Origin of the sequence: Chitinophaga barathri, assembly GCF_003807585.1 — a bacterium.
Lineage (GTDB): Bacteria > Bacteroidota > Bacteroidia > Chitinophagales > Chitinophagaceae > Chitinophaga > Chitinophaga barathri.
In genome coordinates, this window is sequence record NZ_RMBX01000005.1 from 188,714 (window position 1) to 202,077 (window position 13,364).

Below are 13,364 nucleotides of genomic sequence, written 5' to 3' on the forward strand. Positions count from 1 at the left end.
AATTAATAAATATAAATTACCGCCGTCGGGAAATCTTGCATGGAAAAACGGGGTAAATTTGAACCTGTTAAAGATTGGTCCATTATGCATAGTCAACCCGGAAACTCGCAACAGTTAAAGGCCGAAGCATTCAAAGCGCTCCATGAGCGGCCCGGCATTTTTGTAGTGCCCAATCCCTGGGACGCCGGCTCCGCGAAGATGCTGGAATCGCTTGGGTTCAAAGCGCTGGCGACTACCAGCGCAGGCCTTGCCTGGTCGCTGGGCAAGCCGGACGGGCACGCGTCCATTACACGGGAAGAGACCCTGCAGAATGTACAAAACATTATCGCTGCCACGCATCTGCCCGTATCCGCCGATCTTGAGAACGGGTACGGCGATGATCCCGCTGTGTGCGCGGAAACGATCCTGCTTGCGGCAAAAGCCGGGCTGGCGGGCGGCTCCATAGAAGACGCCACCGGCAGACCGGAAGACCCGATCTATGCATTCGCTCATGCCGTGGAACGCGTAAAAGCTGCCGTAGCGGCTGCACGCAGTCTTCCTTATCCTTTTACACTCACCGCCCGCGCGGAGAACCTGATCTATGGCCGTCCGGACCTGGCGGATACCATCAAACGGCTGGTAGCCTTTGCCGATGCGGGGGCCGATGTATTGTTCGCCCCGGGCCTGAAAACCCGCGAGGAAATTGAAGCCGTGGTGAAAGCAGTGGCCCCGAGGCCGGTGAACGTGATCATGGGGCTTTCCGGTGTAAACGGGGCGTTTTCGCTGGATATGCTGGAGGATATGGGCGTAAAACGTATCAGTGTAGGTTCTTCACTGGTACGCGCAGCTTACGGCTCATTTTTTAAAGCGGCGGAAGAGATCGCGCGGGAAGGGACTTTCAGTTTTGCGGGAGATGCCAAACCTTATGCGGAGATGAATAAATTGTTTATTGACAAACCCTGATCAGAATAATTTTATACATTAGCCGGGAAAATTGCAGGGAATTGTTCAATTACGCGTCAGATATATCTTTTAAAGGCAGGCTCCGTATTATCTTATTGTTAGTACTCAGCCTGGTTTCCTGCGTATCCTACATCCTCCCGGACAATATCCACCAGGGTTATATCCACGAATCCCTGCTGAATGAAAACGAAAGCCCGGAAGCCTGCAAAGTAAGCCTGGGCATAGAGGCAGCGGTAAAAAACAAACGCGCCTTCAGCAAAAAACAGCCCCTTTACACCGCCATTACAGCCGTATACAGCACTAACGGCCATGAATATGCCCGCCTGGCCTCCTGGATCAGGCCGGCTTATTATATTTTCCTCTACCGGTTCAGCCTGTTTTAATCTCCCCTTTTCGTATCCACATCACCGACCGCCGCATGTTTCCCCACCGGGAACACGCTGATGCATTTTTATTTTTCGTAAATTAAAAACAGAATGACTGATGAAATGCCCAAATTGCAATGAAACGCTGCTGATGACGCAACGGAACAACGTTGAGATCGATTATTGTCCCCAATGCCGCGGCATCTGGCTGGATAAAGGAGAGCTGGACAAACTGCTGGAGTATGATGACAAACGCAGCAACGAAGAGCACCGCCGGCACGATGACCGCAACGATCATCATGACCATGACCACGGCCGTTTTGATGACCGCCACAAATACCCAAAGAAAAAGAAAGGATTCCTGGGTGACTTTTTTGACTTCGATTAAACCTTAAATCTCAGATAATGGAATTCATTATTCCCGACTTTACCGATGCTTCCGTCTGGATCAGCCTGATCACCCTTTGTTTCCTGGAAGTGGTATTGGGCATTGACAATATCATTTTTATCTCCATCGTGGCGGGCAAGCTGCCGGAGCACCAGCAGCGCAAAGCCCGGAATATCGGGCTGGGGCTCGCTATGGTGTTCAGGGTCGGGCTTTTATTGTGTATCAACTGGATCATCGGGCTGAAGGACCCCGTCTTTAATTTCAAATGGCTGAACGGGGTGGTGATCCCACTCAGCTGGAAGGACATTATCCTGTTGGCGGGCGGGCTTTTCCTGATCGTCAAAAGTACCCTGGAAATACATCACAAGCTCCAGACGGACGCGCAGGACGGGCACAAGAACACCCGCGCCCCGCTCAGCCTCGGCTCGGTGCTTTTCCAGATCGTACTGGTGGACGCCGTCTTTTCCTTCGACTCCATCCTTACGGCCGTAGGCCTCGTGGATAATGTGCTCGTGATGATCATTGCCGTAGTCGTATCCATCATCATCATGATGCTGTTCGCCGGCCCGGTTACGAAGATCATCAACAAACAGCCCACGCTCCAGATGCTGGCATTGACGTTCCTGATCGTGATAGGCGTGGTACTGATCGCCAGCGGTTTCCACCAGGAGATCAGCAAAAGCATCATCTACTCCTGCCTCGGCTTCTCGCTGATCGTCGAAATGCTGAACATCAGGCTGAGAGGGAAAAATGCGAAGAATATCGAATTAAACACACCCAAAGAGCTGAAATAACAGCGTATACAAAACAGGGCGGCCCTTTTGGACCGCCCTGTTTTTTTTATGTCTTGTTTATCCTGGTATCACTTGTTTGCGGGCGTGGTAGATGCCGCCGGATCGATGCCTTTGTCCAGTATTTTCACTACCGCCGCTTTCAGATCGGTATACTTCAGGTCATCGTTGAACCCTATGCCATAATTCAGGTGCGTGGTTCCTTTCGTGCCGCAGAGGATATATTTTATACCGTCCAGCTCCACCGAAAAAGGAGAATACTCCGTTTGTATCCGCATCACGATGTTGTCCGCCTTATCCACCACGTAAAACAGGTGTTTGTTAAATATCTTTTTGCTCGGGCCCTCTTCGTATCTTTCAAATACCTGCACGGTGTGGTCTTTCCATTTGAACTGGTCAAAACAGAACATGTCTTTCATGTTGTCCTTCAGCAATTCCTTTTTATGCGCATCATATAACCGGTCCTTGTAGGGTTTTGCTTTTTCATATTCCCCCCGGGCGTAATATACCTGGATGAGGTTGGAATAGGCGTGATAATCATCCGGAGTAAGTTGGATAAGCTCCGTAAGCGCAGATTCCGCCGGGCCATAGTTGCCTTCCAGGTACTCCAGCTGACCGATATTAAACAAAGCCCTGGGGTATTCCTCCTCTTCTTTACCGATGTTGGTTTTGGCATCATACAGCGCCGCGATGGTTTCCTTTTGCTGGCCCCTTTCGGAATATATGTTTGCGATCATCATATACGAACGGGCGGGCGCATTTTTCAGCGTGGTGGATTTTTTAAAACTCTCCAGCGACAGGTCGTAGTTCTTCAGGTAATACTGCGACTCACCCAGGCCGTTGTGATAGTCGGCGCTGTCCGGTGCAATACGGATGGCTTCTTTGAACTCATCCACCGCTTCCGTATGTTTTCCCAGGTAGTTGTACAGCCAGCCTTTGAGATTATGGGGCTTTGCGTAGTGCTGATCTTTTTTAATAGAAAGATCGGCATACTTCAGGCAACTATCCACCTGTTCTTTTCCATAAAAAGCCACTGAAACAGCATACACGGCTTTTGCCGAAAGACCCGTGGCCACCGGAGCATACCCTGATATCACTTTATCGTACTCTTCCCGGTCTATCATAGCTTTGAGGGTATCGGCCACAGCATCCTGGGCTGCGGCGGCTCTGCTGAAAAGGAGCAATAAAAGGAGGGGGACTATTTTGCGCATAGGGATAAATTTGAAATTAAATATAAAGGGGATTCCAAAAAGAAAGGCTTCTCCCGCGCTTATTTAACATTATTTTGTACTCTATGCCCTTTTTACTTAAACCCAGGCCTTGATCAGCAGCCCCAATACTGCCGCCGCAAGAATAATAAACGGCTCCTGCACTTTCTTTTTAAACATCAGCAGGGTAATCACCGCAAGGCAGATCAGCACAGCCGGAATATCCTTCACGCTCCGCTGGCCCAACACGACTACCGCCCCGGCAATGGCTCCGATGGCGGCGGCTGTGATACCGTCCACAAACGCTTTGATACCTGGCCGTCGGCCGTATTTCCGGAAGTATGGAGCCGGTATAACCGTCAGCAGATAGCAGGGGAAAAAAGTGGCAAATGAAGAAACAGCCGCCCCGGGAAAACCGGCAGCCAGGTAGCCAATAAAACCGACCGTGATCACCACCGGGCCAGGTGTGATCATTGCCACGGCCACCGCGTCCATAAATTCCTGTTCGCTTAGCCAGCCATACTCTTTCACAACACCACCATATAAAAACGGTACTATCGCCAGCCCGCTGCCAAATACAAAAGCGCCCGCTTTGGTAAAGAACAAAAAGATCTCACCGAGTTTCTCATGATCTCCCATACTCACATTTACCTGCAAAAATGCAGGGAAAATAAACTTCGTTGCGGTACCGGCACCCGGCTTAAGCCAGATGGAGGACTTCACCAGCCAGTAAAATATGCCGCTGCCGATAAACAAGCCGATATGCTCGGTTTCTGTAATTACAGTCGTTGCGGCTGCCACGAGATAAGTAAACCAGAGATAATAATCCTTACCGATAGATTTACGGGTAAGCCTGTACGCACTGACCGCGATAATGCCGATCACCGCCGCTCCCACGCCGTAAAAAACCGACTGTATCCAACTGATGCCCTGGTAGCGTACATATACGAAGCCGAGCGCAAGCACCATCAGGAAAGATGGCAATACAAAAGCCAATCCGGCGAGCGTAGCGCCCCACAGCCTGTAATGCACAAACCCGATATAGATCGCCAGCTGTGCGGCCAGCGGCCCCGGTGCGAGTTGCGAGAGCGCCATTCCTTCCCGGTAATCATCTTCCGTGATCCATGCCCGTTTTTCCACCAGGTCCCGGTGCATGTAACCTACCAGTGCCACCGGCCCGCCAAAGCCGATGGTACCGAGTTTCAGGAAGTAAAACACCAGGTTTTTCAGACTATATTCAGTAGCCACCGTCATATGATTGAAGGATGAAAAAAATCAGAACACAATTCCAAACTGCAAGCCCACCCCTATGGTAGCAGGCTGATCATTGCCGAACCGGGCGGGCACAGGAAGAGCGGCAAACCAGTTGTAACCTCTGCCCTTTATGATTATTTTGTTCAGCACCGGTGTAAACCCATACCTCCCCGACGTTTCAAATGCCGCGCGGGCCGCCAGCGTAAACCCTTTCCCCAGGCCAATCAGCATACCCGGATGAAACAACAGGTTATTCATTTTGCCGGTACCGCCCGATGCCCTGATCACCGGTACTAATTCTATGGAAAAGCCGATCCCCGGGTTCTTCCAGATATTGATACCTGTAGGCAGCCCCACCGTATAAGCACCGTCGAAATTGTAGTGTGGCTCGTGATGGCCGAATGTAACCAGCGGATGAAGTATCCCCACATATCCCATTACCCTGGGATAGGCGGCAGAAGCCTGCTGTGAAAATGCAGGCCATGAAAAGCCGGCCGCAAGGATGATCGTCAACATTCCCTTCTGTAATTGTTGCCGGATAAAACCGTTCCTGATAATTTGCATGTACGTTTCAGCATTTAGTGTTCAGATGAACACAATGCTATCAATAAAAGAAGGCCGGAAATAGAACAGAAATGACCGTCTTGTACGGAAATTACTTTTTGTGGAGTTTTTTCCTGTATTGTGAAGGGTTGTCGCCGGTGATCTTTTTAAAGATCCGGGTGAAATGGCTCTGATCCGAAAAACCGGTCAGGTAACCGATGTCCGTCAGGGAATAAGAAGGATCAGCCATCAGTTGTATCGCCTTTTCTATGCGCTGTTTCCGGATATAGTCACCGAATGACAGGTTGTCGAAGTGTTTGGAGAATTCCCGGGAAAGGTAAGAAGGATTAATATCCAGGTCTTTAGACAGTTCTTTCAGGCTGAGGTTGGTATCGATATGATCCTGGATCATTTCCTTTAGTTCCTTCGCCCATGCCGGCATTCGTTTCCCACCCTCCTGCCTGGATCTGATGAACCTGTTAAATACTTCCAGCAGCAAATGTTCAAAGGGTTGCTGCGTATGTTTTTCCTGTTGAAGGTGGGCCGCCCAGCTGTAAAGCGCATCGTAGATCAGCATACCTTTTTCCAGCAGATCATGATCATCTTTGTGGTTATAGGCCAACCCGGCGGATATTGCCCAAAGACCCGACGCCTGTGCTGAAATATCGTGACGATCCGTATCAGCCCCTCTTACAATAGGCGCCATTGACTTTACAGCGGGGTCCTTTATCTTGTATTTTTTAACCAGGTAATCAAATGTACATTCGTCCCCGTAATGCGTCAGCTCCACATCCGGCACATCAAAAGGAATGGCCTGTAGCGCCATTGCCTGCGGAACAACTTCCTCAAACGGGACATAGATAAACTCAGCCTCCGGGTCAATGAATTTGCGAATGAGCCATGGGCAGGCGAGACGGTCTATTTTAGGATGTTCCCTGGTGATCCATTTCATACATTTCAATATAAATCATTTCAGCCGCGGTAACAAAGAATTAATATTCCGTTACGGGCATATCGCTAGTTTTGCAGAAATACCACGCAGCCGATGTATTCAAATTGGCCTGAACTGGACGGATCCGTTGCGGAACTGTTTTTAAAGGGGGACAAAGAGGCATTTACTACAATATATCACTCGTTTGCACCGGGGCTGCTTTCCTATGCCACTACCATCTGCGGCTCGCAGGAACAGGCAAAAGACATCATCCAGGATGTATTCGTGGTGTGCTGGGAAAAAAGAAAACAGATCACGGCGGATCAGCTGGACCGGTGGCTGATAAAAGTAACCAAAAACATGTCCGTCAAAGCCTTCCGCCGGAATGTACTGACAGCCGGGTATCTCACGGACGGCAGCCTCGAAATGGCGGATGAAATCCCGGAAGACAATACTCCCTATCTCGAAGAAGCCCTGAAGATCGTCAATGCACTGCCTCCCGAAAGAAAAAAGATTTTCCTGCTGAGCCGCATCCACCAGAAAAGTTACCGTGAAATAGCGGAAGAGCTGGGCATCTCCGTAAAAACAGTCGAAAACCAGATATCCTCCGCATTAAAACATATCCGCTGCCAGGTGCCTGTCAGCGAAGCCGTTTTTCTCCTCTGCATCGTATTGATGCCCCTGAAAACGCCACCCATCGGCCTTTAAGCCTTACACTTCCACTCTTAACATTATGGTAACTTTGCCGGATAGGGGTTTTTGCCCGCTCCCGGGATATATCCCAAACCAACACGCTGAATGGATCGCGAAGAGCTCATTGCCTTAATCGAAAAATTTCATCAGAAGTCCATTACCGACCTTGAACTGGCCAGGTTAAAAATGTTCGTGGGCCAGCCCGGCGCACAGGAATTGCTGGAAAATACCGACTTCCCCATTTTACGGCGGGAGCCGCAGACGCTTCCGGCCGATATCTACGAAGGCATCTCCCGGCGCATTGCAGTGGCGGACAAAAAACGGTCAGGAAAAAAAATATACCTGCAACTGGCAGCGGCGGCTTCCGTGGCGCTGGTCGTATCTTTTGCCGCCTGGTGGTGGGCCCCGCCTTCCGCCCAACCCCTGAAATGGGCCAAAGTACAGGCCCTGCCCGGCGAACGGAAAAAAATAATATTGCCGGACAGCAGCGTGGTATACCTGAACGCGGGAAGTTCGCTTTCCTATCCTGAAAAATATGATACCCTGCGCCAGGTACACCTGGAAGGCGAAGCGTTTTTCGAGATCGGGCAAAATGCCGAGCAGCCGTTTATCGTACGCACCGCTTATACCACTACAAGGGTATTGGGTACCCGTTTCAACATTGAAGCGCATGAAAGGGAAGGCATCACCAGGGTGGCGCTTGTGGAAGGAAAGGTGGAAACCGGTGACAGCCTTCATAAGGTCATCCTCTCCCCCGGAACGATGGCGCTGCATGAAAACAGCACGGGCCGGCAGTCTGTACAGGATATTGAAGGAAATGTGGCCGGCTGGATAAAAGGAGAACTGGTATTCAACGGCGTTTCGCTGGCGGAAGCCTTACAACGCATCGGCGAGGCTTATAACATTCAGGTTGCCCTGCGCCCTGGCGCCGGCCGCTCTTACAGCATTACAGGGCATTTCCAGAAAGAAAGCCCGGAGAAGATACTCAACGCCCTGCTGGCCGTTTACGGGCTGAAGTGGCGGCACTCGGACGGGATTTATGAAGTATATCAATAGTCGTTTTTTTACCGCAGTGCGGCATTTTATAGTATGACAAGCGCATACGACCCTCATGGAAATTAGTTAAACAAAGAAAAAAATTATGGGAAAAAGATTTACCCGCCAAAGGCGATACGGGATGTTATGCCTGTGCCTGTCCCTCTGCCTTTTATCAGCGGCCGCTTTGGCGCAGTCAGGTTATCCGCAGTTGCAGGAAAAGATCACATTAGGTTTTCAGCGCACCACCGCTTCCGCCGTTATCCGGGAAATAGCCCGCCAGGCCGGTACACGCTCATTCCTTTTTGATGCGAACCTGCTGGAAAGCCGCAAAATGGAAAACGTGCAATATAAGAATGAGGCGTTGGGGAAAATACTGGATGAGCTAAAACGTAAGTACGCGCTGGATTTTACGGTGAATGACAAATATATTTCCGTAAAGCTCCTCCCTTTGCCCTCCGCATCCAAAACTAAAACGCTGCAGGAAGAAAATGCCCTGCAGGGGAAAGTGCTCGACGCAAAAACGAATGAGGCATTGCCCGGTGTGTCGTTGCTGGTGAAAGGCACCAAAACGGGCATGGTTACGGACGCGGCCGGAACGTTCCGGCTGGTGCCCGGCCAATCCAACGGCACGCTGGTATTTTATTACATCGGTTACAAACTACAGGAATACAATTTCGACAGCTCCCGTACGGCATTCACCATCAAACTGGAATCTTCCGCCACCGCGCTTTCCGTTTTTGATGTACAGGCCACCCGCCGTTCCCTGCAACCAGTGCAACACACCGGCGAACGCGAGCTGATCCAGGAGATCAGGCAGGCGGGCAGCGTGGTATCCGGGATTTCGTCGGAGCTGATCGCCAAAATGGCGGACGTGAACGCAGCACAGGTAGCACGGCGCATTGCCGGCGTAACGCTGACGGATGAACAGTTCCTGGTGGTACGCGGCATGAACCAGCGTTACAACGTCACCTATCTGGGAGACAACATCGCGCCCAGCACGGAACAATACAGCCGCGCTTTCGCCATGAACCTGCTGCCCTCCAGGATCGTGGACAAGATCCTGGTCTATAAATCCCCACGGGCAGATCTTTTTGGTGATTTTGCCGGTGCAGCCGTGAAAGTGTACACCAAAGACGCGCTGGCCGTGAAACACTTTGACGTGGGCCTGCGCATCGGTTATGTGCCCGGCAGCACGCTGGAAAACTACAATACCTACAAAGGCGGCAAACTGGACTGGCTGGGCGTGGATGACGGAACAAGGAAGTTACCCTCTTCCGTACCGGGTTACGGGGATTTCCGGAAAGCCAATTTAACGCAGGGGGAATATGTAAGGTCTTTTTCCCCGACACTGAACTATGGCACGAGAATCGCCCTGCCCGACCTGCAGATCACCGCTAATTATTACAACAGCTTTAAAATAGGTAGCGCCCGCCTGTATAACATCACGGGACTGAGCTATACAGCTGAAACGCGTTCCTTTGATGTATACCGGCAGGTCAATAATCTCTATTCATCTTTACTGAATTACCAACAGGCTTCCATCAGCACCGAAACGCAAAGCACGGAAGAAGCCACGGTCAACCTGATGCAGAATTTTATGCTGCGTCTTAACGACAGGCATAACATTTACTTCCGGAATTTTGTATTACAGCAAGGCCGGAAAAATACAATCGACAGGATACAAAGACCTAATACCTACCCGGACACCCTGGGGCGATATGGCTTTGAGGCCAGTTACTGGAACAGGAACATTGTGTTGGATTACCGGGAACGTTTTCTCTATGCGGGAAACCTCGGTGGCATGCATGGTTTGTTTGGAGGAAAACATCAATTGAACTGGAACCTGGGGATCACCCTTACAAGAAACGAAACACCGGATCAGCGGATCACCCGCTTCATCAACAGCGAATATCCCTTTCTCAACTTCAACCTGGGCGGGCCGCAGGATTTTGATCTTGGCTGGCGCGCGGACGACCGTTTTGGTAAGGTGCCCGTCAATTACGATATGCAGGGTACCGCCGCCCGCGTATATACGCGGCTCAAAGAGCAGGTGTACAATGCTTCACTGGATTATACTATCCCCATCCGGCCCTGGCTGGAAGCGAAAGCCGGCACATACCAGTTATTCAAACAAAGGGAAATTGCCCGGCGCTCTTACCTGGTATATGACGGGGAACTCACGGCAGGCAACAGGCCCAACCTCATCAAATCGATCACTGAAGGAGAGGAATATAAGCTGCCCGGTTCTACCCAGTATGTGGACCCTACGCTCTTTCGTTTCAGCCTGCAGGACCTGGGTAAAGTATGGAGCCATGATTATTTCAGGGAAGACGGATCCGGTTTGCGGGTAGAAGACCGTACCAGTTCTATGGATTCCTACCGCGCCTCAGAGCAGAACAATGCAGGATTCATCATGGCTACCGCGAAACCCTTTGATGGCAAGCTGGAGCTGAACGGCGGATTGCGTATGGAATACGATCTTTTACAACTGGCTGCCGTAGTCCCCTCGCTGGTATTGCCTGATAAACGGGTTGGCCCTACTATCCTGGTGAACCGCTCCCGTCTTTCCTGGCTGCCTTCCTTTAACGGGTCCTGGCTCCCGTCCGAATCCTGGGTGCTGCGCGCCGCATACGGCAAAACGGTGAACAGGCCTGAATTCAGGGAAGTATCTCCTTTCCGTGATTATGATTATGCCAATAATCAAATGATCAATGGCAACCCCGCATTGGTGCAATCAGATATTTCCAATTACGACCTCCGGCTGGAATTGTACCCGCAAAAAAACAAGGGGGAGATGATGAGCATCGGTGCTTTTTATAAAAGGTTGAAAAATCCCATCGAACGGATCCTCTTTTCCATCAGCACCGCCGCCGCAGAGCTAACCGCCTACGATAATATCACCTATACCAATATTGATGAAGCAGTAGTACAGGGAATTGAAGTGGACATCAGGAAGAACCTGAATTTTATTCCCGGTAAATTCTTCCGCAGGTTATCCGTGCTGTTCAACAGTTCCATCATCCAAAGCCGTGTGAACGGGGCCTTTATCGCGACCATACCCGGTTCCGGTTCCGTATTTATTGATACGGCCAACAACCGTCCGCTGCAGGGGCAGGCGCCTTATGTGGTAAATGCCGGCCTTTTCTACGAAGACGTTGAGCGGGGCAGTAAAATAGCGTTGAACTACAATACTTCTGGCACCAGCATCTACGCGGTAGGTAAATTTACCAACCCGGCCAACAGCAACGTAGAATACCGTGGGTCCATACTGGAGCTGCCGCGGCATCTGCTGGATCTTTCCTATACCCAGCAGTTCGCCAGGCGCTGGCAGATGAAGCTGAGCATCAATAACCTGCTCAACGAAGACATAAGGTTTGTGGAAGATCATAACAGGGACAGTAAATATCAGCCGGAAGCCTTCACCGGTCAAACACAATCGCTTATCGGCAGGAATGTTCCCGTTTACGAAGGAGATAACATCTCCAGGCGGTGGAGCCCGGGGCGGAATGTACAAGCCAATCTGACCTATTCTTTTTAAACCGGAAAATGAACCTATTTATGAAACATGCCTGCCTGCTTGTTCTTTCATTTACCATACTGGCTACGGCCTGCCAAAAGACGGGGCAATTCTATGACCAGCTGGATAACCTGCCAAGGGCTAACCAACTCGCCGGCAATTCATATGCCGTTGGCGATACTTTAGTCCTCACCGGCAAGTTCGGTGCGGGCAAAGCAGACCTGAAAATTTCAATCGGCGGCGTGGACGCCTCCGTGATCTCCCTCGTTTCGCGGGACAGCAGCTACACACAGAACGATGTGCTGTACAACTACACCCTCGATGTTGCGAAAGTTCTGATCACTACACCCATGATCGGGCAGCAGCAACCGGTGATCGTATCAGTAAACGGCATCGGCAGTACCGTGGCCGCCATCCTGGTGAGTAAAGACAAGCTTGTTCCGGCCCGTACGGACACGCTTACTTACCTGGATCCGGCAGTGGCCAAAGAAGCTCTCCGAATGCCGGCCGGCACCCGGATAGTACCCAATTACACACCAGGCGCGGCTATTGTATTCATGAGCGGGGATAGCCTGGTGACCTGGCAGGAAGGAAATATCCGCCGGGGCAAAGTAACCTGGGAAGACAACTACGGTCCTTTTACATTGATAGATCCTTCCAGCGAACACTTCGGCTTTGGCTCGGACCCCGCAGGTAACAACCTCTACATCTCCTGCCTCACCAGGGACGCCCGGCTGCCAGGCACCAATCAATCCGCCATCAGGCTGATGAAAGTATCCCTGCGGGATTACAGCGTCACCACGCTTAACCGCACTGTCATACCTACCGATGCCAGCTTTATTGACGAAGCCTATTATGATCTGGATACCGTGAAAAAAGAGGGCAACATCAGCCAGGTGTTCCTCCCTGTCATGAAAAACATATATGCAAACAGCAAAGGAGAGCTGTACTTCAGTGGCCCGGCACTCAATTGGATTGCAACAACGGGAAAAGCGTCCCCTTCTATACAAAGCAATTTAACCCTGGCCGGCATGGATGCTTCCGGCACCTTCCGGTACCTGGCAAAAGCGAGTAATAACAGCCGCCAGTTCTTCGTGGTGCGTACCCGTAAAGGCGGCAGGATAAACGGCGCTTACGATTTCATTCCCAATATCACAACAGTGCTCAACTATAACAGGCTGCTGGGCATTGATGCGGAAAACGACCTGCTGTATGGATACACTGTCACCAGTCTCGGTGCCACTTCGTATACCATTTCCACCTTCTATTGTTATAATCTCGCACAGCAAAGACAATTCGGTGAATTCACCTATAAACTGAACAATCAGGTCCCTACCATAACAGACGGCCCCTTTGATGTAGTGGAAGGAAATTATACTGAAACATCCGGTACCGGCGCACGCATTTTCCAATGGCCGGCTCCGGGCCTGCCCGGTGTGCTGTTCGCCACACAGCAGCAGGATATGCAGGACGGGCTCAGGTCAATCAAAATGGTCAATTTCAATAACCGGACCGTCAGCACCTATGCACCCTTTATCCAGGGATATTCTCCAGGCAGCAAATACCGGCTGGGCATAGGGGGCGACGTTGTGGGTTACACCGCGTCAAAGCAGCCCTTAATGGTCCGCACCAATGAAACAGACGTAACCATTAACGAAGTATTGCTGATGGCTCCTGTACAGTAAAAATATTCA

General features: G+C 50.8%; 12 protein-coding genes. 8 read left to right on the forward strand and 4 right to left on the reverse strand.

Going from position 1 to position 13,364, the window contains the following annotated elements; all coding sequences use genetic code 11:
• Nucleotides 1-84 precede the first annotated feature (84 nt).
• The 4 genes from EG028_RS10710 to EG028_RS10725 all read left to right on the forward strand — a co-directional run bounded on the left by EG028_RS10710 (nt 85) and on the right by EG028_RS10725 (nt 2,489).
• Nucleotides 85-942, forward strand: coding sequence for an isocitrate lyase/PEP mutase family protein (locus EG028_RS10710; protein WP_120516659.1), 858 nt, complete (start codon nt 85-87; stop codon nt 940-942).
• A 41-nt stretch (nt 943-983) separates the two neighbouring features.
• Nucleotides 984-1,325 (forward strand): hypothetical protein, encoded by a 342-nt coding sequence (locus EG028_RS10715; protein ID WP_120516524.1) that lies wholly within the window; start codon nt 984-986, stop codon nt 1,323-1,325.
• Nucleotides 1,326-1,425: 100 nt separating this feature from the next.
• The gene (locus tag EG028_RS10720; RefSeq protein WP_120516523.1) at nt 1,426-1,695 is read left to right on the forward strand and encodes a TFIIB-type zinc ribbon-containing protein; all 270 of its coding nucleotides are present in this window, start codon (nt 1,426-1,428) and stop codon (nt 1,693-1,695) included.
• A gap of 17 nt (nt 1,696-1,712) precedes the next feature.
• Entirely contained in the window at nt 1,713-2,489 is a 777-nt protein-coding gene (locus tag EG028_RS10725) for a TerC family protein (protein ID WP_120516522.1), read from the forward strand.
• Between the two features lie 68 nt (nt 2,490-2,557).
• On the opposite strand, the gene EG028_RS10730 is transcribed toward EG028_RS10725, so the two are convergent.
• The 4 genes from EG028_RS10730 to EG028_RS10745 form a co-directional block, all read right to left on the reverse strand.
• On the reverse strand, nt 2,558-3,697 hold the full coding sequence (locus EG028_RS10730; protein WP_120516521.1) for a tetratricopeptide repeat protein: 1,140 nt from the start codon (nt 3,695-3,697) through the stop codon (nt 2,558-2,560).
• 96 nt (nt 3,698-3,793) lie between these two features.
• The gene (locus tag EG028_RS10735) at nt 3,794-4,948 is read right to left on the reverse strand and encodes a chromate transporter (protein WP_120516520.1); all 1,155 of its coding nucleotides are present in this window, start codon (nt 4,946-4,948) and stop codon (nt 3,794-3,796) included.
• Nucleotides 4,949-4,969: 21 nt separating this feature from the next.
• Nucleotides 4,970-5,512, reverse strand: coding sequence for a hypothetical protein (locus tag EG028_RS10740; RefSeq protein WP_206614434.1), 543 nt, complete (start codon nt 5,510-5,512; stop codon nt 4,970-4,972).
• 91 nt (nt 5,513-5,603) lie between these two features.
• A complete protein-coding gene (locus EG028_RS10745) occupies nt 5,604-6,443 on the reverse strand; it encodes a chromate resistance protein ChrB domain-containing protein (protein ID WP_120516519.1) in 840 nt (279 codons plus the stop codon).
• A gap of 93 nt (nt 6,444-6,536) precedes the next feature.
• On the opposite strand from EG028_RS10745, the gene EG028_RS10750 reads away from it, so the two are divergent.
• The 4 genes from EG028_RS10750 (at nt 6,537) to EG028_RS10765 (ending at nt 13,355) form a co-directional block, all read left to right on the forward strand.
• Nucleotides 6,537-7,130 carry an RNA polymerase sigma-70 factor gene (locus tag EG028_RS10750; protein ID WP_120516518.1) on the forward strand — a complete coding sequence of 198 codons (594 nt, stop codon included), beginning with the start codon at nt 6,537-6,539 and terminating at the stop codon, nt 7,128-7,130.
• Between the two features lie 90 nt (nt 7,131-7,220).
• Complete coding sequence (locus tag EG028_RS10755; RefSeq protein ID WP_120516517.1) at nt 7,221-8,171, forward strand: FecR family protein; 951 nt, start codon at nt 7,221-7,223, stop codon at nt 8,169-8,171.
• Nucleotides 8,172-8,256: 85 nt separating this feature from the next.
• Nucleotides 8,257-11,691, forward strand: coding sequence for a TonB-dependent receptor (locus tag EG028_RS10760; RefSeq protein ID WP_120516516.1), 3,435 nt, complete (start codon nt 8,257-8,259; stop codon nt 11,689-11,691).
• Between the two features lie 20 nt (nt 11,692-11,711).
• The gene (locus EG028_RS10765; RefSeq protein WP_120516515.1) at nt 11,712-13,355 is read left to right on the forward strand and encodes a hypothetical protein; all 1,644 of its coding nucleotides are present in this window, start codon (nt 11,712-11,714) and stop codon (nt 13,353-13,355) included.
• Nucleotides 13,356-13,364: the final 9 nt, after the last annotated feature.